19 protein-coding genes are annotated in these 23,638 nt (G+C 40.9%); 14 read left to right on the top strand and 5 right to left on the bottom strand.

Annotated features, from left to right (window positions below; genetic code table 11):
* Window positions 1-17 precede the first annotated feature (17 nt).
* The 9 genes from DZC72_RS11830 (at window position 18) to DZC72_RS11790 (ending at window position 6,899) form a co-directional block, all read left to right on the top strand.
* Window positions 18-713 (top strand): OmpA family protein, encoded by a 696-nt coding sequence (locus tag DZC72_RS11830; RefSeq protein ID WP_125223133.1) that lies wholly within the window; start codon window positions 18-20, stop codon window positions 711-713.
* A gap of 72 nt (window positions 714-785) precedes the next feature.
* On the top strand, window positions 786-1,907 hold the full coding sequence (locus tag DZC72_RS11825) for an NAD(P)/FAD-dependent oxidoreductase (RefSeq protein ID WP_125223132.1): 1,122 nt from the start codon (window positions 786-788) through the stop codon (window positions 1,905-1,907).
* Window positions 1,907-2,620 (top strand): methyltransferase domain-containing protein, encoded by a 714-nt coding sequence (locus tag DZC72_RS11820; protein ID WP_125223131.1) that lies wholly within the window; start codon window positions 1,907-1,909, stop codon window positions 2,618-2,620. The genes DZC72_RS11825 and DZC72_RS11820 overlap by 1 nt, the downstream gene beginning before the upstream one ends.
* Window positions 2,617-3,672 (top strand): type III polyketide synthase, encoded by a 1,056-nt coding sequence (locus DZC72_RS11815; RefSeq protein ID WP_125223130.1) that lies wholly within the window; start codon window positions 2,617-2,619, stop codon window positions 3,670-3,672. The genes DZC72_RS11820 and DZC72_RS11815 overlap by 4 nt, the downstream gene beginning before the upstream one ends.
* Window positions 3,673-3,686: 14 nt before the next feature.
* Window positions 3,687-4,466 (top strand): enoyl-ACP reductase FabI, encoded by a 780-nt coding sequence (locus tag DZC72_RS11810; RefSeq protein ID WP_207891745.1) that lies wholly within the window; start codon window positions 3,687-3,689, stop codon window positions 4,464-4,466.
* Window positions 4,467-4,469: 3 nt separating this feature from the next.
* Window positions 4,470-4,919 (top strand): 3-hydroxyacyl-ACP dehydratase FabZ family protein, encoded by a 450-nt coding sequence (locus DZC72_RS11805; RefSeq protein WP_125223128.1) that lies wholly within the window; start codon window positions 4,470-4,472, stop codon window positions 4,917-4,919.
* Entirely contained in the window at window positions 4,912-6,186 is a 1,275-nt protein-coding gene (locus tag DZC72_RS11800) for a beta-ketoacyl-[acyl-carrier-protein] synthase family protein (RefSeq protein WP_125223127.1), read from the top strand. The genes DZC72_RS11805 and DZC72_RS11800 overlap by 8 nt, the downstream gene beginning before the upstream one ends.
* A gap of 15 nt (window positions 6,187-6,201) precedes the next feature.
* Window positions 6,202-6,456 carry an acyl carrier protein gene (locus DZC72_RS11795; protein ID WP_125223126.1) on the top strand — a complete coding sequence of 85 codons (255 nt, stop codon included), beginning with the start codon at window positions 6,202-6,204 and terminating at the stop codon, window positions 6,454-6,456.
* A gap of 2 nt (window positions 6,457-6,458) precedes the next feature.
* Window positions 6,459-6,899, top strand: a complete 441-nt coding sequence (locus DZC72_RS11790; RefSeq protein WP_125223125.1) for a hypothetical protein — start codon at window positions 6,459-6,461, stop codon at window positions 6,897-6,899.
* Window positions 6,900-7,023: 124 nt separating this feature from the next.
* Here the strand turns inward: DZC72_RS11790 and DZC72_RS11785 are convergent, their stop codons facing one another.
* Window positions 7,024-7,962, bottom strand: a complete 939-nt coding sequence (locus DZC72_RS11785; protein WP_125223124.1) for a TerC family protein — start codon at window positions 7,960-7,962, stop codon at window positions 7,024-7,026.
* A gap of 176 nt (window positions 7,963-8,138) precedes the next feature.
* Between DZC72_RS11785 and DZC72_RS11780 the strand changes: the two genes are divergently transcribed.
* Window positions 8,139-8,741 (top strand): nitroreductase family protein, encoded by a 603-nt coding sequence (locus DZC72_RS11780; RefSeq protein WP_125223123.1) that lies wholly within the window; start codon window positions 8,139-8,141, stop codon window positions 8,739-8,741.
* A gap of 87 nt (window positions 8,742-8,828) precedes the next feature.
* Here the strand turns inward: DZC72_RS11780 and hpf are convergent, their stop codons facing one another.
* On the bottom strand, window positions 8,829-9,134 hold the full coding sequence (gene hpf / locus DZC72_RS11775; protein ID WP_099546928.1) for a ribosome hibernation-promoting factor, HPF/YfiA family: 306 nt from the start codon (window positions 9,132-9,134) through the stop codon (window positions 8,829-8,831).
* Between the two features lie 182 nt (window positions 9,135-9,316).
* Between hpf and DZC72_RS11770 the strand changes: the two genes are divergently transcribed.
* Window positions 9,317-9,655, top strand: coding sequence for a hypothetical protein (locus tag DZC72_RS11770; RefSeq protein ID WP_125223122.1), 339 nt, complete (start codon window positions 9,317-9,319; stop codon window positions 9,653-9,655).
* 8 nt (window positions 9,656-9,663) lie between these two features.
* Window positions 9,664-10,233: a DUF4251 domain-containing protein gene (locus DZC72_RS11765; protein WP_125223121.1), complete on the top strand. Its 570-nt coding sequence runs from the start codon at window positions 9,664-9,666 to the stop codon at window positions 10,231-10,233.
* A 22-nt stretch (window positions 10,234-10,255) separates the two neighbouring features.
* On the opposite strand, the gene DZC72_RS11760 is transcribed toward DZC72_RS11765, so the two are convergent.
* Window positions 10,256-11,764 (bottom strand): SMP-30/gluconolactonase/LRE family protein, encoded by a 1,509-nt coding sequence (locus DZC72_RS11760; RefSeq protein WP_125223120.1) that lies wholly within the window; start codon window positions 11,762-11,764, stop codon window positions 10,256-10,258.
* Window positions 11,765-12,032: 268 nt separating this feature from the next.
* On the opposite strand from DZC72_RS11760, the gene DZC72_RS11755 reads away from it, so the two are divergent.
* Both DZC72_RS11755 and DZC72_RS11750 read left to right on the top strand, forming a co-directional pair.
* Window positions 12,033-12,461: an FKBP-type peptidyl-prolyl cis-trans isomerase gene (locus DZC72_RS11755; protein ID WP_125223119.1), complete on the top strand. Its 429-nt coding sequence runs from the start codon at window positions 12,033-12,035 to the stop codon at window positions 12,459-12,461.
* 189 nt (window positions 12,462-12,650) lie between these two features.
* The gene (locus DZC72_RS11750; RefSeq protein ID WP_125223118.1) at window positions 12,651-15,785 is read left to right on the top strand and encodes a WD40/YVTN/BNR-like repeat-containing protein; all 3,135 of its coding nucleotides are present in this window, start codon (window positions 12,651-12,653) and stop codon (window positions 15,783-15,785) included.
* A 33-nt stretch (window positions 15,786-15,818) separates the two neighbouring features.
* Here DZC72_RS11750 and DZC72_RS11745 read toward each other — a convergent pair whose 3' ends face one another.
* On the bottom strand, window positions 15,819-18,044 hold the full coding sequence (locus tag DZC72_RS11745; protein WP_243641723.1) for a carbohydrate binding family 9 domain-containing protein: 2,226 nt from the start codon (window positions 18,042-18,044) through the stop codon (window positions 15,819-15,821).
* Between the two features lie 1,054 nt (window positions 18,045-19,098).
* A complete protein-coding gene (locus DZC72_RS11740) occupies window positions 19,099-23,493 on the bottom strand; it encodes a hypothetical protein (protein WP_125223117.1) in 4,395 nt (1,464 codons plus the stop codon).
* Between the last annotated feature and the right edge of the window lie 145 nt (window positions 23,494-23,638).

The raw sequence follows: 23,638 nt of genomic DNA, 5'->3' as shown, positions 1-23,638 counted from the left end.
ACAATAAATACAATAAAATGAAATCAAGATTATTAAGAAATACAAGTTATGTTCTGACCTTGGCCATGGTCATGAGCTGTAGTACGGTAAAAAATGCCAACAAGACCCAAAAAGGTGCTGCAATTGGTGCCGTAGGAGGTGCCGTAATTGGAGGTGTTATTGGAAATAATGTCGGAAACGGAAACAATACCGCACTTGGGGCCATTTTAGGTGCGGCAATAGGAGGTGCTGCCGGTGGATATATCGGTAATAGAATGGATAGACAGGCGGAACGCATCGAGGAGGAAATACCTGGTGCAGAAGTGAAGCGTGTTGGCGAGGGTATCAACGTGACCTTCAACCAAGACGCTGGTGTTTATTTTGATACGAATAAATCCGATGTAAAAGGAACTTCTGCAAGCACTTTGGATAAATTGGCCGGTATTTTCAAGGAATACCCTAAATCCAATATATTGGTAGAAGGCCATACCGATAGTGCGGGATCGGACGAGTACAATATGAACCTCTCCAAGCAACGGGCAACCTCAGTTACCAATTATTTGATAGCCAAAGGCATTGATCCTACAAGGTTTACGACCAAGTGGTATGGTGAAAACCAACCCGTTGGCGACAACAATACCGTTGAAGGTAAAACCCAGAACAGAAGGGTTGAGCTGGCCATCGTTGCGAGCGAAGAATTGAAGGAGGAAGCCGTACAACAAACAAAAGGTTAGATTTTGTTTAGTATCAAAAATTTAATCCCTGCCTTGTGCAGGGATTTTTTTTTGTTTACGTAACTTCAACAAGTGAACGAACATCAAATAGGTATTGTAGGGGGAGGTTTGGCCGGCCTTACGGCGGCCATGGCACTTTCCCGCCATGGGTATGATATCGCTGTGTTCGAAACCGTTCCCTATCCGCACCATAAAGTCTGCGGCGAGTATCTTTCCAATGAAATCATACCGTATCTAGAGGCATTGGGAATAAACCTGTTTGCCGCCGGTGGTAAGGCGATTACCAGATTCGAAATTAGCAGCATTCAAGGAAAAAAAGCGGAATGCGAATTACCTTTGGGTGGGATGGGAATTAGCAGGTATGCCCTCGATAATCTTTTATACAAAAATGTCCAACAAAGAAACGTTACTTTTTATTTTGAAAAGGTTTCGGACATTCGGTTTGATGGAAAAGGGTTTACCGTGGTAAGCCGAGAAAGGTCGGTCAAAGCTCCTATAGTAATTGGCGCCTACGGAAAACGGTCTGGGCTTGATAAGACCTTAAACCGTTCCTTTATCCAAAAAAAGAACGATTGGTTGGCCCTAAAAGCGCATTATTCCTGTTCCGAATTTCCCGATGATCTTGTGGCACTCCATAATTTTATAGGTGGTTACGGGGGACTTTCCAAGACGGAGAGTGGGCATGTCAATTTTTGTTATTTGGCCCGGTATGAAGTATTCAAGGAGTTTAAGGATGTATCGGCATTCAATGTGCGGATTGTGTCCCAAAACCCTCATTTGAGGGATTTTTTAAGGAAGGCTGAACCCGTTTTTGAAGATTCCCTAAGCATTGGCCAAATATCCTTTGAATCCAAGGAACCCGTGGTAAACCATATATTGATGTGCGGGGATACTGCGGGATTGATACACCCGTTATGCGGCAACGGAATGGCAATGGCCATTCATTCAGGAAAACTGGTTTCAGAATGCGTCCACGATTTTTTTAATGGGCAACATCAAAAGCGAAGTGATTTGGAAAAAGCCTATAAAAAGTCTTGGAACCAAAACTTCAAAGATAGACTGGGCTACGGACGTATTTTTCAAAGATTACTATTGAAACCACAAATATTGCATTGGGGAATTTCAACACTTGCACAATCTGAAACATTGCTCCAAAAAATGATTACAAAAACACACGGAAAAATAGTATCATAATGATGGATATATCGGTCAGAAGTAGTCAAATGGAGCTCTTGGATAATTTTCAAGGTTCACCAATGGAACTGGAAGTACTCTTGGAAGATATCAATAGGGTCAACAGACTATTGGGTGGAGTACATATCACCTCAAATGCGGTATTTAAGCTGATTCAAGAAAACAAAAAGGAATCGTATACGATTTTGGATATTGGCTGTTCCGATGGGGATATCTTAAGAAAACTGGCCTTGAGAGCTAGAAGGGCGAATATTACCATCCAATTCATTGGACTCGACCTAAATGGAGAGGCCTTGGAAATCGCCAGGAAAAAATCCAGCTCATTTCCTGAAATAATGTACTTGGAAAAGGATGTATTTCTTTTGGAAGCATTGGAGGTGGACATTGTAATCACTACGTTGACCCTTCACCATTTTAGCAGTGCCAAAATTCCACTTTTCTTGGAAAGGTTTGTTAAAATGGCCCGAATCGGTGTTATTATTAATGATTTGCATAGAAGTTTATGGGCCTATTATCTTTTTAAGTTGTTTAGTGTTATTTTTATTCATAGCTCCACTGCTAAACATGATGGCCTAATATCCATTTTAAAGGGGTTTAAAAAGAAAGAATTGCTAACCTTTTCCGACCAAGTGCCTGGGGTAGACCATCAAATTTCGTGGAAATGGGCTTTTAGGTACCGATGGATCCTTAGAAAAAGAGAGGAAAATATATGAATAGAACCAAAATAGTGACCGTTTCCAAAGCCCTGCCCTCATTTTCTAGCAAGACCAAGGATATCCTTCCCTTTGTTAACGAGTGGCTACGAGATCAAGATGAGCGGTTTCGACGAAAAGTGGTGAAAATCTTTGAGGGTGCGGCCGTGGATAGACGTTACGGTATCATGCCTGTACATGAGGTGTTTACGGAAACATCCTTCGAGGAAAAAAATAGACTCTATGCCCAAGCTTCCAAAAAATTGGGAAGCGAGGCCCTAAGATCAGCTTTGAACAGCGCAGGTTGGTCCTCGGATTCCTTGGATTACATCATTACGGTAAGCTGCACGGGAATCATGATTCCATCCTTGGACGCCTATTTGATCAATGAACTGGAACTGCGTCAGGATGTGGTGCGACTTCCTGTAACGGAAATGGGATGCGCGGCGGGTGTATCGGGATTGATCTATGCCCACAACTTTTTAAAAAGTAACCCCAACAAGCGCATAGCATTGGTGGCGGTTGAGTGTCCCACGGCCACATTTCAATTGGACGATTACTCCATGGCCAACATGGTGAGCGCGGCCATTTTTGGTGACGGGGCCGCCTGTGTACTGCTCTCTTCCGAAGCGGAAGCACCGGGACCGGCAATTCTAGGCGAAGAAATGTTTCATTTTAGGAATTCGACGCACCTTATGGGGTTCGACCTTGTCAATACGGGACTCAAAATGATTTTGGACCAGGCGGTCCCAGAAACGATTGCCAAATTCTTTCCTGATATCGTCCATCCCTTTCTTGAAAAGCATGGGAGTGGAATCGAAAATGTGAACCATCTGATTTTTCATCCGGGTGGGCGTAAAATCGTCCAGACCGTTGAGGAACTTTTTGGTAGTTTGGGAAAGAATATAGATGATACCCGTGAGGTATTACGCTTATATGGGAACATGAGCAGTGTAACCGTACTGTATGTATTAAAACGATTTATGGATAGAAATATATCCGAAGGGGAACAGGGGATGGTACTTAGTTTTGGTCCCGGTTTTTCGGCTCAACGGGTACTTTTGGAATGGTAAATAGTCAAAATAGCATGAGCAAAGATTGGGCATTGATATTGGGAGGTAGTAATGGGTTGGGCCTCGCAACCGCTAAAAAATTGGCTCGGCATGGTTTTCATATCGTGGTCGTGCACAGGGACCGAAGAACGAACATGGATTCCATAGAAATCGAATTCATGGAAATTTCTGCCGAAGGTGTCTTGTTCAAAGCATTTAATAAAGATGCCATCAACGCTGAAAAGCGTCAAGAATTGCTGACGGATATAGAGACCCTGCTTCCAGAAGGCCACAAAATCAAGGTTTTGGTCCATAGTATTGCCAAGGGAAACCTTAAACCTATGCATGCCAAAGATATGTCTGTGCTTACGCATCAAGATATTGAAATAACTTTTGAGGCCATGGCCCTCAGTCTCTATGATTGGACCAAGGAATTACACGAAAGGAACTTATTTCATGAGGATGCCAGAATCATTGCCTTTACCAGTGAAGGGAACACAAGGGTCATGCCCGGATATGGGGCGGTTTCTGTGGCGAAAGTGGCCTTGGAGGCCTTAACAAGGAATATTGCCCTGGAATTTGCACCTGTGGGTATTAAGGCGAACTGTTTACAGGCCGGGGTTACGCAGACCAAGTCTCTGGCAATGATTCCCGGATATGAAAAGCTCCTACAACATGCCTTAAAACGTAATCCCCAAGGCCGTTTAACTACCCCAGAAGATGTGGCGAATGCGGTTTACCTAATGACTACGGAAGAGGCCAAATGGATCACGGGTACAATTATTAAGGTGGATGGCGGGGAAAGTTTGGTTTAAGTTATGAAACAAAAAGAGATCCTAGCACGACTACCATACGCAAAACCCTTTTTGTTCGTGGATGAAATATTGGAAGTCACGGAGGATGGGGCCAAGGGTTCCTTTAATTTCAGTAACGGACTAGATTTTTATAAGGGGCATTTCAAAGGGAATCCCGTTACCCCGGGCGTTATATTGACCGAGTGCTGTGCACAAATTGGCCTGGTCTGTCTGGGCATTTTTTTGGTTGGGGCAGCGAAGTTGGAAGCGTCCAATGTACAAATTGGTATGAGCAGTTCTGAAATGGAGTTCTTACAACCCGTGTTTCCGGGGGAAACCGTGACCGTGATTTCGCGTAAATTATACTTTCGATTTCAAAAATTAAAATGCGAGGTCAAGATGTACAATTCCAACAAGGATTTGGTTTGCAAAGGTACCTTATCCGGAATGCTAAAAGTTTCGAACGATGGGTAGAAGGGTCGTTGTCACAGGTTTGGGCGTTTGTGCCCCAAATGGCGTAGGTCTTGCAGATTTTACCAAAGCGCTCCATGATGGAATAAGCGGCATACGCTTTCAATCCAAATTAAAGGCCTTGGAATTTGGCTGTCAGATTGCCGGCGAACCCCTTATCAAGGATAAACTTCTCGAACGTTATTTATCGCCCTTGCAATTACGGGGGCTAAATGCATCGGGACTGGTGTATGGCATTATTGCAGGTAGGGACGCCTGGGCGGATGCCGGCCTGGAGCCCAATTCTGGCAGCAGTCCCAACTGGGACCACGGTATTATTTTTGGTACGGGCATGTCCGGGGCTGACAAGTTTAGGGATGCCATTTACCAAGTGGACAACAAGGAGGTACGGCGATTAGGCAGTACTACCGTTGTACAGACCATGACAAGTGGTATCAGTGCCTATTTAGGAGGGATGCTTGGCTGCGGGAATCAGGTAACCTCCAATTCCTCTGCCTGTACCACCGGCACCGAAAGCATTCTTATGGCATACGATCGCATAGCATCTGGAAAGGCCGAAGTAATTTTAAGTGGCAGTTGTAGTGATAGCGGACCCTATATTTGGGGTGGATTCGATGCTATGCGCATTCTTCCCAGAGATTATAACGAAAATCCCAGTGCCGCCAGCAGGCCCATGAGCGCAACGGCCCAGGGGTTTGTGCCCGGTAGTGGGGCCGGGGCCTTGGTTATAGAATCCTTGGAAAGTGCCCTAAAACGGGGTGCCAAAATATATGCGGAAGTTTTGGGAGGCGAAGTTAATAGTGGCGGACAGGTAGGTGAAGGATCCATGACCGCCCCTAATAGCGAGGCGGTACAACGATGTATAGAGAGGGCCGTTCAAAATACGGACATTAAACCCAAGGACATTGATGCAATCAACGGTCATTTGACGGCAACAACAAAAGATGCCTTGGAAATTTCCAATTGGAGCAAGGCATTGGGGTTAAAAGGGGATAGCTTTCCATATATCAATTCCTTTAAGGGGATGATAGGACATTGTATATCGGCTGCCGGAAGTATTGAATGCGTTGGGAGCATTCTTCAATTGGAAGAAGGCGTAATCTTTGGGAACGTGAATTGTGAAGATGTACATCCCGAGATAACCAAAATCATTGAAGAACATAAAATTCCAAAAAAAACGATTCCTTTTCGTCCTAAAATTATTGCAAAGGCCAGTTTTGGTTTTGGCGATGTCAATGCGTGTGTTATTTTTAGTTCCTTGAATCGTTAGAACAAATTTTCAAAAATGCAAGAAAAAGAAAAATACCAAAAACTGAAGGAAATTGTGAAAGTATATCTGCCAGACGATGTATCGATAGACGATATCCAGCCAAGTAGTAATTTTATATCGGAATTGAACATCAATTCGGCCAATTTAGTGGACATTATACTAGATGTGGAGGATGCCTTTGACATTCGCCTGGAGAATGAGGATATGGACCAAATGCAGACCGTTCAGGATGCCCTACAAATCATAGACAAAAAGTTAAATGCTAAGTAATCATGGAAAGCTTTCTTCAATATGCAAAGAAGCAGTTCAATGTGGATAAAAGACTATTAATAATATACTGTTCGGTATACCTCATTTGGGGCCTGGGGATGAATTGGTTCGGTACCGTGATGGAAATCGCCCGCTTTACCTATTGGTGGCAGGTAATCACTTGTTACATACTTTTTATGGTACCCATTTCACTCTTGCTTAGGGACAGACCCTTTCATGAACAATATGCGTACGGCCTTGTTGCCATGGGATTTTTGGAGTTTGGTGGGTATGCCCTGCAAACCTCCTATGCATATCCAAATAACCTATTGGACCAATTTTTTGGTGGACGCACGTTTGCACTGGCAATGGCACTGTTCTTCGCACTCTATTTTCCTGCTGGAAATTGGTTGGTAGGGAAAATCTATGACCGAATCTTTCCAAAAGCTTTCGAAAATAGGTAATGATTTCAAATCCTATCCAACGACCAAGTCAATGGACCAAGTAGCTTTAAAAAGACAATTGGATTTTGGTATTTGGAATTTTTAAATTTCCCAAGCGCCTACCAATTACCAATTACTTTAATTATCATTCCTTTTCAGTAATGTAAAGAGAAGCTAAAATTCCACCGATCAAGGATACCGAAATCACGGTAAGAGAAACCCATTCGGGCAAATGCACGTAGTGGGAGAAGAGCATTTTCAAACCTACAAACGCTAGGATGACCACCAAACTGTAGTTGATATATCGGAACTTTTCCAACATACGGGAGATCAAAAAATACATGGAACGCAGTCCAAGGATGGCCAGGATATTGGAACTGAAAACCAAAAAGGGGTCTGCGGTAATTGCTAAAATGGCCGGAATACTATCCAACGCGAAAAGAATATCGGTCAGTTCAATTACGAGGAGTGCTACGAATAGGGGAGTGGCGGCCCTAACTCCCATTTTCTTGATAAAAAAGTCGTGTCCGTTTATTTCAGAGGTAATTGGATATAGTTTTTTAAGATTTCTAAAAACGAAGGACTTTTCAGGATGAAAATCCTCATCATCGCCTCTGAGCATTTTAAAGGCGGTATACAACAAGAAAACGCCAAAAACATAAATGATCCAATCAAACTTCGTAATCAAGGCCACCCCAAAGAAAATCATCAAGGCCCTAAAAACTATGGCCCCCAAGATTCCCCAAAAAAGGACTCGATGCTGAAATACGGGCGGAATCTTGAACGAGGAAAAAATAACAGCAATCACAAAAACATTATCCACACTCAGCGACAATTCGATCAAGTATCCGGTGATATATTTTAATACGGCGTCGTTCGCGGTGAGGCCGGTAGGATTCTCCATCATTCCATTGGAAAACAACCAATAAATCACACCGCTGAAGGCCAACGCTATGGTCACCCATACCGCTGTCCATATCCCAGCTTCCTTAGACTTTATAACGTGATCGTGCTTATGGAATACACCTAGATCCAGGGCAAGAAAAACTAGAATACAGGCAAGAAAAATAATCCAAACTAACATACAATGTCATTAAAGCGGTCGAAGGTACTAAATTATGATATCTTCTCCATTGATTAATGTCATATGAGGCCATAAAAAATGGAGAAGGATTCAAGTTAATATTTTAAGCATAAGCACAAAGGAATTGGTCCGGGTAACCTTACTTTTAAGTACACATAAAATCACAAAACAAAATAATGACGACAGTAGAACAGTTACAATTGGACAATATTGCTAAAAATGATTATCAAATCTATCCCTTGCTGAAACAAAGGTATAGCCCAAGAATATTTAGTGATCAGAAGCTGACGGAAAAGGATGTGAACCGACTTTTCGAATCTGTAAGATGGTCCGCCAGTTCCTACAACCGCCAGCCTTGGCGCTTTATTTTTGCACATAAAGGTACAGAGGGGTATGACAAAATCATGGAATGCCTAAGCGAATTCAATCAAAAATGGGCAGGAAACGCTCCATTTTTAATGTTGGCCGGATATAAAAAGAATACGGAGGAAGGTACAGAAAACTTTCACGCTTTACATGATTTAGGGCTATCGTTAGGAAATATGACCGTACAGGCAGAATATATGGGGATAGGATTACACCACATGGCCGGTGTGGACTGGAAGAAGGCCCACGAGATTTTCAACGTTCCGGAAGGGTACCATATCGCCACGGCGATTGCCGCTGGCTTTTATGGAGGAAATTTAAATGATATTCCGGAAGACCTGAGGGAACAGGAAAGGGCTGAAAGAACCCGTATCCCACAGACCGATTTCGCCTTTGAAGGTGCATGGAAGTAATAAAACTATTAATACACCAATAAAAATGGCCGAAATCCTCTATTTGGTTTTCGGCCATTTTTGCTAGCAGAGATACCTCATGCTAAATCAATGATGCGTTTGCATTTTATCCTTTCGCTTCTGCAATTGTCTTTGAAGTTCTTCTACGGATTTTGAAATGGAGGCTTCAAAGCTTCCGGTACTGGCATCGGCAAAAAGCCTAGGACCGGGGGCGCTCAAACGTATATTACATATTTTTCCGGTATCCGGGGAGCTGGTATTCTCCTTTTTAAAGAAGACATCCGCCCGTACTATAAAATCAAATTTGTCCAACAGTTTCTCCAGTTTTTTGGCGGCCATTATCTCCAATCGGTTGCTGGCCTTTACGTCGTCGTACTCAAAATTGATGTTCATAAGCTTCAAATTAATTGTTTGGTTTAAATTACAAAATTCCCGGATGTTTCAGGTGCTGTATTTAATTAAATATGAATGCTAAATTAAATAAAGGTTAAAACGTAAATACTGATGATTATCATATAAGGATTTGGAATTAATTTCGTAAATTATTGTATGAAAAATCCTTAAAAATTAACACCATGACTAGAGAAACCTTCAGAATTACCACGAACGTTATGGATAATAATTCATGCTTGGTTTGGCTGGACCGAAGTTACAAGGATTTGTTACAATGGAAGCGAAAATTGGATTCCTATCTCTTTGAACCCACCACACTACGGCAGTTCGAATTAAAACGACAGCTCACGGACGCCATAGAAACCCTTTTGAACCGATATATTGAACTATCTACCATGGCCCGAAGAAGAGGCAAACTTATAGGTAATCAAGTAGAGATGATAAAAAACTATTTGATGGAAACACGAACTTTGGAGGACGAGGTACAACAATATATGGGCATACTGCACCCAACTTTATAATTTAATGGATGAAAATCTTCATACATATACAGTTTATAGTTGTAGTAATCCTATTGGTGGGATGTAGTAGTGCTTCCAAAGTGAGTTATACCCCAGAACAAATAGCTTCCTTTAAGGATTTTATCAAGAATAAATCGTATACGTTTTTGGCAGATACCGCAAACCCTACCATGACCAATGGGGTTTCGGCAGTAGCTAATAGTGGACTATGGCCAACAGGGGGCAACATTTCAAACATACTTCTTCAAGGAAACAATAGTTATCTTAAAGTTATGGGAGATAGTATTGAGGCCGACCTTCCCTATTTTGGCGAACGTCAAATGGGAGGGGGGTATGACAGTAATACGGGGATTTCCTTTAATGGTATCCCCACACGTTATAAGGAGGATTATAACGATTCCAAAAACGAAGTACTGATTACCTTTACGATAACCGAAAAACTGGAAACCTATCAAGTCACCCTTAGCATATTTCCCAATAAAAAGGCAACGGTCATCATAAATAGTTCGCAACGCTTTCCCATACGCTATTTGGGCGATATCCAAGCCTTGAAGGACGATAGTGCGGAAACATTTTAGATTAATATAATCAATATGCTATTTAATAATTGCCCGTATTGGTAACAAAGGCTATTTTTTTGCTGTCAGGTGACCAACTGGGTACGTTGATGGTGCCTTGACCTCCATAAACATTTGCTAGTACCTTTGGTTTTCCACCCTCATAAGGCATTATGCGTAGCATACAATGCTTGTAAAAAGGATGGTCGTTAGGATTGATATCCTTGGGAAAGGAAATAAAAACAATCCATTTTTGGTCCGGACTTATATGGGGAAACCAGTTATTATATTCATCAAAGGTCAATTGTTCCTGGTCCTTGCCATTTTTCTTCATACGATATAGCTGCATGTTTCCAGAACGGACCGAGTTAAAATATATATACTTTCCGTCCGGGCTATATTCCGGACCGTCGTCCAGGGTGGTGAAGTCCGTAAGTTGTGTTTCCTTGCCATTTTTGATATCGATGGAAAAAATATTATATGAACCATTTCTGTTCCCCGTGAAAAGCATTTTCTTGTTGTCCGGAGACCAGCCATGGAAGTAGGAAGCACCCACACCGGGTTTCGTTACCATTACTGGCAGTGAATCGCCTTGGCTCGGTAAATAATACAGAGCGCTAGTCCCATTATCCTCTTGGTTGTGATTACTGATGCCGAGCAGGGTCCCATCAAAGGTGAGGACATGGTCGTTGTTGTTGTTTACGGCAAAACCGGTATTTAATGGGGTAATTTGATGCGAACCCAAGTCGTAGTTGTAGAGGTGCCCTTTAGAGTTGTAGATAAGTCGTTTCCCGTCTGGGGTCCAATTGGGTGCCTGTATGGAATGTGCCGATTGGTACAGTATTTCCCGATGTCCCGTTTCCACATCCATAATCTCCAGATTACTGCCTATATAATCCCGATACGGTGTAAATTCCGGGTCAACCGGCTTGATAATACGAACATTGCTAAACGTGGCACTCTCTAGGACAGATGGATTATGGGAACATACATAGAGTCCCACATATACCTCGTTGTCCATGTCCATGTCAATAAGTTCGACTTGGGTAAATTCCTCCCCAAAGGCCGCGGAGGACATGATATAAGTGGTACCCCGTCTTTCCAATTGGATAATGGCAGGGTAGGTGTCGGCCGATTTTACTTCCTTTGTAAGGCCACCAATAGAGGCCCTATATTGTAAAGAGGTGAGCCCGTCCCCATGTGTGCTGGCATTCACATGTTTGGAGTTACCGTCCAAACTGTTTTTCACAATCCATCCGGCTTTTCGGTGGGGGTCCTTGCCCTTGCCATTAAAATGAACGGTAGTTCGTAGGATAAAATCACCTTGCAGGGTAGTCCATAAATATTGGAATTCATCAGTGCCAAACCACATATTGGTACCTGCACCGGTAATGGTATAAGTTTGGTTTACCACATCATAAGTGGCCTTTCCCTTTACTTTTGGATCACCTACAGCGGTAGTTCGGTCAAAAATACCCATGGTGTGTTGTGCCGATATTTGAACGAAAGGAAAGAATAATAGAAAAATAAGTAGGAAGAAAGTTGTTTTCATAACGTTGGTTTAGGTCTTTCGACTCAATTAGAACAGGGGAAACCCCTAAATATACGGATTATACAATTACAAAAACAGTATGATTTCTATCGGTAAATAAATATAAATCGGCCAAAAAGTGGGTAAAATGATGAGATTCTAAAAAGATTTGATATGCTTTTCGTTAAAAAACCGTGAAAAAAACCTTGTTTTTGCCAATTATTCGTCATTCACTAGTGAGAATCCTACCTTTGCCGTTCATTGAAATACTAATATAGAAACTCTTAAAATGAGCAAAGTAAAAGCAGGTGATGTCGTACGCGTACATTACACGGGTAAATTGGAAAACGGACAGGTATTTGATAGCTCCTTAAATAGGGAACCCTTGGAGGTGAAGTTAGGACAGGGCAGCTTGATTCCTGGTTTTGAAAAGGGATTGATGGATATGGCACCCAAAGAAAAGAAAACAATCGTCATCCCTAAGGAAGAGGCCTATGGTGAAAAGAGGCGGGAACTTTTTCAAAGTGTGCCTAAATCAAATTTACCTGAGGATATGAAACCTGAAGTAAACATGGGCTTGGTAGCGACGAATGCCGATGGCACGGAGCGACAACTGCGGGTTGCCGAGGTGAATGAAAACGATATTATCGTAGATGGAAACCATCCGTTAGCCGGAGAGGACCTGACCTTTGAATTGGAACTGGTAGAAATAAAGTAATATATTCTAATCATTGGAACTGAAAAACCGTCCTACATAGGCGGTTTTTTTTGGTTTATAGTCAGTGGTTTATAGGCTTTGTAGAAATATCCTTTATATTTGATAGGCATCGGGAGCTCAAGAAGATTTAAAGTCTATGCACCAGATTGTCAAAATCAAAATAACCAAATAACCTTACACTTTGTTCCTATGAAAAAATCATTCTATGCCTTTCTAGGTATTATAGCCGTTTTAGGTAACGTCCAAGCACAACGCCGACAAAATACTACACCACAAATTTCAGAAACGCTATACGAATCCATGGCATATAGGAACATTGGTCCGTTTAGGGGGGGCAGGTCCACTACGGTAACGGGTATACCTGATGATATTTTTACATATTACATGGGTGCCACCGGCGGTGGCGTCTGGAAAACCACTGATGGAGGTACTACCTGGAACAATATTTCAGACGGGTTTTTCAATACAACGGGCATTGGCGACATTACAGTTGCACCTTCTGACCCCAATATCATCTACGTGGGTACGGGCGAATCTCCCGTGCGGGGCGTAAAGACTTCCCACGGGGACGGTCTATATAAGTCGACTGACGCCGGAAAGACTTGGAAACACATGGGACTTGAAAAGACACGCCACATTAGCGATGTGTATGTCCATCCTAAAAATCCCAATAAAGTATATGTGGCCGCGCAGGGCAATCCTTGGGGACCCAATCCGGAAAGAGGTATTTACCTATCCGAAGATGGCGGAAACACTTGGGAAAAAATTCTGTTCGTAAACGAAGATTCGGGGATTGTTGATATGACAGTAGACGCCAGTAATCCAAATATCATGATGGTGGCTTCCTGGGATTTTCATCGCAAACCGTGGATCGTGCATAGTGGGGGACCGGGCAGCCGAATTTATAAAACAACGGATGGGGGTAAAAATTGGAGAGAAATTACCAAAGGCCTACCGGAACTAAAGGGAAAAATGGGTGTTGCCATTTCCCCTGCCAATCCCAATATCGTATACATTGCCATAGACGCTCTTGGGGATAAGGCCGGGGTCTACCGTTCCGAGGATGGAGGGGAATCCTTTAAACAGACCACCAACGATGCCGGCACCTATGCCCGTTCCTGGTACTATATGCATATCATCGCCGACCCAAATGATGAAGACGAAGTTTGGGTCATGAACAGCTCCGCCATGAAGTCTATTGATGGTGGTAAAACATTTAAAGGATATCCTTGGAGTCATGTGGACCATCATGATCTTTGGATCAATCCTAATAATAGCGAAATTATGATCAATGCCAATGATGGTGGAGCTTCTGTGACTTATAATGGCGGAAAGACATGGTCAACCCTCAATAATCAGCCCACTGGCCAGTTTTATAGGGTCATTACGGATAACGGTTATCCGTACCGCGTATACTCGGGGCAGCAGGACAATAGCACCATTGCCATAGACAGTAGGGTTATGGACGACGGAATAGGGGAAATGCATTGGGACGTGATGCGCGCTGGGGAATCCTCCACGGTGGCAGTAGATCCTGACAATCCCCGTTATGTCTATTCTACCTATTTCGCCAGTAATTTCGTGGAGTGGGACCGGGATATCGATAATACACGGATGGTAATGCCGTATCCAACTCGGGTAACAGGGGAACAGCCCAAAAATTTAAAATACCGTGCCAACTGGAACGGCCCTGTTATTGTGTCGCCGCACAACCCATCCGTTATTTATTACGGCTCTCAATACGTCATGAAATCTACCGATAGGGGGGTTACTTGGAAAGTCATGAGCGAAGACCTTACCCGAAATGACAAGGAACATCAGGGAAAGGGAGGAGAGCCCATCAGTAACGAACAGATAACGGCAGAGAGTTACAATAATTTATTCAATATAGAGGAATCCCCCTTGGCAGAAGGCGTCATTTGGGTAGGCTCCGATGACGGGCTTGTACACCTGACACGGGATGGTGGGGAGACCTGGACCAATGTAACCCCAAAGGGTTTAAAGGAAAGCATCATCAACGTGGTGGAACCTTCGCCCCATGATCCCGCTACTGCCTATATTGCCGTAACGGGATACAAACTGAACGATTTTACCCCGTATATCTTTAAGACGAACGACTACGGTGCCACTTGGGAGAAAATTGTAAACGGAATACCGGAGGATACCTTTGCCCGCACTGTACGTGAAGATCCGGACCGTAGGGGTCTGTTATATGCCGGTACCGAAACGGGCGTCTTTGTCTCCTTTGATGATGGCGGCAAGTGGTTGCCCTTGCAGAATAACTTACCGGAAGTACCCATTACGGATCTTAGGGTAAAACGCAAGGACCTGGTCGTTGCCACACAGGGAAGGGCACTCTGGATTTTGGACGATTTGACCCCTTTACATCAAATTTCGGAGAAGGTGGCGCAAGCGGATTCCTATTTGTACGATCCTAGGGATGTATTTACGGAGTTATCCGTTGCCTATAGTACAGATGGAGGATATGGCGAAAATCCACCGCCAGGACTTCAAATCCATTACGTATTGAATAAGGAAGTGCCAAAGGAAACCACCCTATCCTTGGAAATCAGGGACAAAAATGGGGAAGTGGTCCACTCGGAAAGGACCAATACCACACCCATTGGCTGTGATACCCTGATTAAACCCCAATTGAAAAAGCAGGTAGGAACACATCGCTATCAATGGAATATGAAAATTGGCAGGTTCGATTGTCTTACCGAACTCTATACCACCAATAGGGACCTAACGGCCTACAATGCTCCCCCAGGAGCGTATACGGTACGGTTGACCGTAGGGGACAAGGTCCATCTTCAGGAGTTTAACATCGATATAGACCCCAGATTGAAGAATAGTATTCCTAATGTGGAAGAGGCCTACAAAGAGCGGGATGCCATTTCAAAAACCATCTACCAAGGAGCCACCGAAATGGCCAAAGGGGTACGCGATGTACGCATGGTACAAGAGCAGCTGCACCTAGTTTTAAAAATGACCACGGATGAAACATTGAAACAGAAAGGGAAGGAGCTGGATACCCTCATCGAAACCTGGATCGAAGGCATTCTACAAAAAGAGATGCGTACCTTTCAGAGCAATTATATGTTCGAGGCTCGTTTGCTTATCAAATTCAAGGATTTTCTAAATAGCATCGACAAAGGCAATTTGCCCATGACACCGGGCGTGCGCGATGTAAGTAAAGATTATTTAGGGCAGTGGGCCGCATTGAAAACAAGGTTATCGGACATTAAACAAAAAGAATTACCCCAGATGAATACCCAGTTACGTGAGGCCGGGCTTCCCGAACTGTACTGGCCAAAACCCTAGTAAGTACTCAAACGACGATACAAATGCCATGAACTACTTCAAAACATCAAAACGGTGGGTGTATTTAATGGTCAAGGTCTGGTTGTCCAAAAAGTCCAATGGATTGTCGTCCTTCACGATATTGAATACCACGAACAGTCCGGTATTGGCACTTTGAAGCCATCCAAACCGGGCATTTACCGAGGTAATCTCGGATACATTATTACGCTGGATCAAGCTCTGCAAAAAGATGCGCGGAGTAAAACTGTAGGCCAACCGTAGTCCGCCCACGAGGGCCGTTGTATTTCCGGTTTCCAGCTGAATATCGTTGTGGCTCATGGTTAGGGAGGACACAAATTTGTTCCCGACCCTAAAGTTTGCCGTACCACTGTTGGAATAGCGCATTCCGTTGAAATAACCGCCAATAAAGGTTCGGGTACTGACCGAAAAGGCGTTGTTAGGGTTGGTAATCAACACAAATTGTAATTCCTCATTTTTATACTCCCCAATAGGCACCGTTACATTGGAGATATTGAACGGGGCGAACACGCGTTCCTGGGTGAAATTGATACCGGTATGGATCTCAAAGCCGCTGCGCCATACCCAATGGTTATCCACATGCAGAAATCCCGTAACCTGCTCGTTATCAAAGTTCCAATAGCCACGGTAGGAGAGATGAGGGCGCATTTCCAAGAAACTTCCGTTTCCTTTCATCCGATGTGCTTTAAAGATCAACAACTCCGGCTTTTTGAAGGCGGTTCGCTGTAGGAAGCCGACTTCAGGATTGAATCCGGGGGCGACCTCGGTATAGCCCGCATTCAGGTTCCAACCGTCCCATTCATAATTGGCCAACAGTTTAAAGGCATGGTCCTGCCCGTTAATGCTAGGGGTAACGCTCTTCGCAAAAAAACCGTTCACCTCCGCCTTATTACCGATGCCCCATTTCCCATCCACTGCGTATACACGGTTAAAATCATCGTCGAGTCCCGCCAAACCTTGTCGGTTTACGAAAATACCTCCCAAGGAACTTCGGGAATTCCCAAAATTGTGGTTGACACGCGCCACGGAGAAATTGTTTTCCGTAATACCCGCCGATGCCACATCCTCCGTAAACATGCTGAGCAAGCCCACATTGGTCTGGCCGACTTTCCCAGAGACCCGGGCTCCACCGATGATAGGTACGATACTACCATCCTGACCCAAACCGATACGCCGACTAAAGAACAGGTCGACTTCCCCGGGGCTTCCCACCGAAAACTGACCGGCATTTTCAAGGAAAAAGGCCCGTTTTTCGGGGAAAAAAAGGTTGAAACGGTCGAGGTTCACCTGTTCATCGTCTACTTCCACTTGGGCAAAATCCGTATTGTAGGTAAGGTCGAGGGTCACGCTAGGGGTAATGCTGTATTTGATGTCCATGCCCACTTCAGCGTCGAGTTCCTGTTCGCTGGGAGAGACGGACTGGTCGTTGATACCCTGTACCAAGGCATAGGGAATTAACTTGAGATTCCCCGGATTTTTTAGATTGAGTCCGGTCAATTTACCCGCCAAGGCCAGCCGTTTGAGGTCGAAACCCAATGGGAGGGAGGTCCAGTAGGCGATTTCGGTGTTTTTGCTGATGTTCCGTTGAAAATTTAGGCCCCATGTTTTGGCTTCCCCTGACGCGAACCGTAGGGAACGTAGGGGAATGGCGAACTCGGCACTCCAGCCGTAGTCGCCTAATTGTGTCCTTACGGACCAGGTAGCGTCCCAATTGAGGTTTGTACCCCCAATAACGCCACCCTGTTGGCGATTGGCATTATTATTTCCCTTGCCTTCGTTGTTGATCTGTGCGTCGTATTCCATGCCTTGGGCATTGGTGCCAAAGAGGAAGCCGTTTTGCTGGTCGTTATAGGTATCGATGATAAAGAGAAAACTGTCTTCGTCATTAAGATCCGCATCGCGGCGGGAATCGGAGACTACAATTTTATCAGGTTCCGTATCATAGCAGACGACGGCTACATAAAAGGTGGTATTGCTATAAGCGACACGAATTTCCGTTTTTTCGGACACAGGAGCGCCAAAAGAGGGTTTTATCTGAATGAGGTCCGGGGCCAAGGGAACCGACTCCCAAAGTGCTTCGTTGCGGATTTCGCCGTCTACGACGGGCTCGGTTTCCAAAAAGGTCGCTTGGTAAAACGGACGGTTAAATTGCTGGTTTTTTGGGGTGGTTTGTGAAAAGCCGGCAGCACAACAAAACAATACAACGCCTAAAAGCAATTGTTGAAATGGATGGGATGTCATATTAGTTTGGTAATTGGTGGAATAAATATACATTTCTTTTTTATTGAAATGCTTTTAAAAATTCACCGCTGGGGTACATTATTTCTAGGAAAAGGCTTTAGACGAAAGGTGAGAAGGAGATTTGCAATTGTATGGCCAGCACTTCATATCGTCTAAAATTCTACCGGAGATAGAATATGCTGGCTATTGAGTTTAGAATATTCTATTTTACATAATATAAATTATGATACAAATATGTTAGTTGTGTAAAACGGCGTATACAGCGTATTTGAAATAATATCAGATATAACTTCGCGTAAGCGAATTATATCGGTACCGATATTATGTCAAAGCCGTTTTACTGAAAGGCTTGTTTATATTCGTAAGTCATAATTCTATTATGTAAAATATCGCGGAGAAATTCTACAAAGAATAAAATTTGCGTTTGCGCTATACAAGAAACTTTTTTAAGCGGTGTGCTGTGCACAGCATTTATTTGTACTCATAATTTGCCGTTATGTAAAATAGCCGCTCGGCCAACAGCATATTGCTTTCATAAAAAGTAAATGACCTTGCATTTATTTTTATACGCAATTCTCAGCCACTTGGCCAGGGCCATTAAAAGCTCAGCTTTTCGTATTTGTTGAAACCTTTGGTTTAATTGTGAATTTGGAAAAGAAAAATTTCATAGGCTTTTCGTTAGCTTGTCGCAAAAGCTAAAATTTTCCCTTCGAGCAAAATTCTTAGCACTTGCTCGCATACTCCCCTGATTGCAACTTTTTTTTGAGCACTTATAACATTATGTCAAATAGAAATTGAGCCTAGGTTCATTTCTTTTTTCTTTTGTCTTGAAACAAAAGAAGCAAAAATTCAAGAAGAAAATATGCTTCCACACGCCCTTTGTGTCTCAATAGCTTCGCTATTTGGGCATTTTATGCCCCAACACAAAGCCCAGGGCAATGGCTCTTTGTGTTAACCACAAATTCACTCCCCTACTGGCCCGCATTTTCTTCTCGCAGCCGCGTCTACCGATTTTCACGCAAATTTTGAGACTGTTTTCCTGGGCTAAATCCAACTAACTAATTTTTCCTTGTGCTATTGTAATATTTGGATTACCATAAATATGCATAGCCAACCTGCCTTCGGGAGCTACAAAACCAGTTGAAATTCCTTCTTTGTACTCTGCTAATGATAAATTGGCTAAATGTACTGCGTTTGATAGCTTACAACCTCCTTTAAAAGATTTAATAAATTCTTCATACCAATAAGATGGAATCGTAGTTTCCAATCTCCAAAAAGGAGCAACTACTGCTTTGTACCCTAAATCCAGTATATCGTAACATAGCGAAGTAACTCCGTTAGCAAAAAAGTCTTCATTAGAAACCCCTGAATTACATATGAAAAGAATTGCAATTTCACCTTTTCCAAATAATTCTTTTGGATAAAGAATTGCACTTTCAGAATCATGATTAGTATAAATACCTTTAAAACTTTTAAAACCAAGTTCACCGTGTGCTAAAAAGATATTAACGTCAGTTTTTATTTGTTCTAAGATATTTCGAGAAGTAAGTATTTCAGTACCATGCTCTTTCAAAACAGGTTGAAATTTGCTAAAGCTTAAATTGATTGGAATGTCGCCATCGTCTATTGGTATCCAAGCTGTTGAGCTGAAGTCATTTTTTAAAACAACTTCGTTGCCTTTTTGAATATACCATTCTAAGGAAATAACATTTGTAATTGAAGTTTGTACACTAATAAAGTTTTCATTGTTCACAATTAAATTAGTTGGAAATTCGGAAAGTTCAATACTACTAGTAAACAAGATTTCATCAAAATCACTTTGGAGTTTTAGGTTTGAAAAGCTCAGGTCATTTAAAATCTCTGAATATTTTGATTCTTGTTCACCAATATCAAAATACTGACTGGAGTCAAAATAAAACTTCTCTTTAGATTTTATCCACTTGTTCATTAGGTCGTAATTCCATTCACTCAGTTCTTTAAAATGAATATCCTTTTTACTGTTAATAGTCAAAACATATACCCTTTTATGAATATTAAACAACCAAACAAACAGCTGATTATCCTTAACGATAATAGAATTGATTATAAAATCTTTATAATTATTTAATTTATTCTCTAACTCTTTATTTGACCCTGGAGTAATTTTTACGACCTCATCTTTTGAGTAATATTTATTATTGTAGGTAAGGCTATTGTCATTAATCACAATCCCTGAAAGTAATATGCTGTCAATATCATTGTCTTTTATCGCTTCTGGTAATAGAATATTAATTCGTACTTCTAAGTGCTTAACCTCAAACTTAAAATCACCAACTATATTAGTTTCAAAAACTCCAATTAAGGAATTGATTAATTTTATTTTATTACTTGCCTTATCACCAAAATGATTTGATTTTAATTTCTCAACTTTATCCGAATCCGTTGAAGATTCCAATCTTTGAATATATTCTTCAATTGGTTTATTAAATTCATCGAACCCAGCATCTTTATACCTCTTTACATTATATAAGTAATTAAGCCAAGGCAAAGTTCCTTTGTCATCAAATGAGATAATATCCTTAAGGTTTTCCTCCAAATAATGTAATGATTCATTAAAAATTTCCGGCTTATTTTTAATTATCTGTATTGAACTTAAGTAATAGCTAAGCTTAAATTTTTGTTCATCGTATTTTTTTAACCTGATTTCGCTTATAACATTATTAATATCTTCCAACATATCATATAACCTAAAGTTTCTAAAGTATTTTAACGCGTTGTATAAAAGTTCAGTAATAATTGAATACTTCATCACCCCAACTCTAGATAACGATGTGAAGTACAACGCTCCATAAATACTTGCTTCAAAAACACTACTTTGATATGTAAAGCATCTAAATAAAATACCCCACCCGAAATGGTGGTTATTTTCGTCAATAGCTATCGTTAATATTTCTTCAGCAAAATTTCTTGCTCTCTGATATTTGTTATTAAAGTTTAGCGTGTCAATTAAATTATCACAAGCAGAATAGAACTCAAAATCTAGTTGATACTTCGTTTTAAGCCCTTTAATTATAGCAAGTTGTAAAAAATAACCTTCGAATTGGTCATCACTAATTTCATGAGGCCCAAGTGTCGAAAGCGCTGATAGAGCTAATGAAACCAACTGCTTCTCTTCATTCTTGGAGAATAGCCCTTTTCTGATTTCATAGCCATTTAAACGAATCTGCTTAGAAGATTGGTTATCTTCAAAAATTTTTGAAAATAGGTTTATCGCGACATCCTTTTCATCAAATGCTACTATGTTAAATGTTTTGTCCTTCTTTATTTTCGAATAAGAGATATTCTTAATTGCATCATTTAAACTAATCAAAATATGTCCGAAACCTTCTATCCTATATTTCTTTAGAATGTGATATAAATCAATTTTGGTTTTTGACAATTCATGGTCTCCAAAAGCAATAAGATGTAAAACATTTGTCAAGGAATAAGAAATAGAACTATCATATAATTCTTTGGTTCTACTATCACGGTCATAGTAATATTTGTTGTTAAGTGCGTTCTCTAGAACACTCAAGTGGTTGTAAATCGTGTCATCTGCGCTTATTTGGTCAATAGATTCTATTGTTATTTTGGGATGGAATTTAGGTGGTGTTATAACACTTTCTTTCCAACATAATCTTTCATATATCGTTGACAATGGAGGTGGGTTAACTATAAAATTCAGAAAGTTATTATTGAATTCTTTTTCTCCTTTGTAATATTCAATTTTAGCATATTCCCGTTGTACCCTTATCTCTTTTTCAAAACTTATTTGACCCCTCCGAAAGCTGCCCGTAATAAAGTAATTCTTCAATAATTGCAAATCAATGATTACTATATTGTTGATACTTAAAGATGTAAATGTGTTATAATTTGAAAGAATGAGAGGTAGAATAGGTTTGTCTATGACTTTCTTAGATAAGAATTCTAGTTTTTCTAAAATTTGAAAAGTCGATTCAGCTATTTCAGAAATTGCAGCATCTATTTCATGGGATTCAAAAGGATGAGTTAAACTCTTTGTTTGAATAAAAATGTAATAATCGTTTAATTCGTATATTAAATTGTTATCATAATCATTGGGGTCTTCTCCTAATTCTTCAAAATCGACTTTATTAAATTTAAATTCTATTTTTTCTGAGTCTAGCTCTTCTTCTATGGTTTTGATTAACAAGAGCTCATTCTTCTTTGTTAAATATCCTGCTTCATTCAGGATTCCCTCGTATAGGATTGAATAATTAGGAGCGTTAAGTGATACAATAGAAAAGAATAAATTATCACCTATTTCATAGAATGGTTTTCTCCATAAGTTTGGGGCTTTACTTTTAGAGGAAAGTGATAATATGACTTTATCGATTACTTCTTTTCCATAACCTGTACATTCTATCAAGTATTCAATTAGATGGTTTTTTTTTATTTGAGAAGGTGCATCATAAATAGAATTATTGTTTCCTTTTTCTACAGACTGCAAATAGATAAAACTCACAAAGTCCACAATGTGTATTAATATCTCATTTATTTCACTTAGGGTTAAGTCATTGTAATAATTTAGTTTTTCTGTTTGGTAATGATAATACCTACTCATTAAACTAGCGTCAGCAAGTGCCCTACTATTCGACTCATTTTTTTTGGTGGTTGTTAAATTGATTAACCCATTTATTGATTTGTAGTTCTTAATTCCAACTTTATTTGGATTAACTCGTTTGTATAATTCAAGCAATGGGTATAGGTACTCACTTAAGTTACTTTCAGACCTAATCTCGGAAGTTTGCCTAAGAATTCTTAACCATTTATTACCTGTTGTAATTTTTAAAGACTCAAAATTATCATTGTCTTCTATTTCACCATTTTCAAAAATTAAAACTCTATATGCAGATTGCATATTTAAAAGAATATTGGCGGGATTCCATAGATAGCTAAATATCCTGCCTAATTTTTCTTCTCCAATCGTTTCTCTAGGGAAAATCTGGTCTATATTTATTCTGTAATTATTTACAGCGGACAACAAGACGTTTAAAATGTCTCCACCCAATTCAAACACCTGTTGAACAGACCCTTCATTTCCATTCTTAAATAAAAATTTAGTAAAATTAAAATCACCAATATGGTATGCAGTTTTTTTGTTGTCAAACATCTGCTCCACAATCATTGGAGCTAAATCGAGTGAGTTCTTATTTATTGCTTTAAACAAAAATTCTATTAACTCATTTTTAGTTAGGTTCAAATCGGAGAACACCTGAGAAAAATGTTCATTTATCTCTGTAAAGGTTTGGTTACAGATAACAATAAATGTAAGTACCTCCTCTTCCTTTTCGCTATTGTCCTCTCCAATCTCATCAGCAATTTTTTTAAAATCAAATCTCTTGGAAAAAGGGTTGGCATAATCTTTCCTTAAAATGGACATGTGCTTATCCGATATAGGTGTTTCCTGCATATTTTTTTAAAAATCTAATCAGTATTAAAAGGCCAAAAGATATACCTATTAACAAAATACAAGGTATTGAATTTTAACAAGTAAAAATTTACAAAAGACTAGAGTCTATCTTATAGCATTTGCGTTTAACCCCATTCCACACCCA

Source organism: Maribacter algicola (assembly GCF_003933245.1).
In the GTDB taxonomy this organism is placed as follows: domain Bacteria; phylum Bacteroidota; class Bacteroidia; order Flavobacteriales; family Flavobacteriaceae; genus Maribacter; species Maribacter algicola.
The sequence above is the reverse complement of the archived record's forward strand: the minus strand, read 5'-3'. Positions and strand labels throughout refer to the sequence as shown.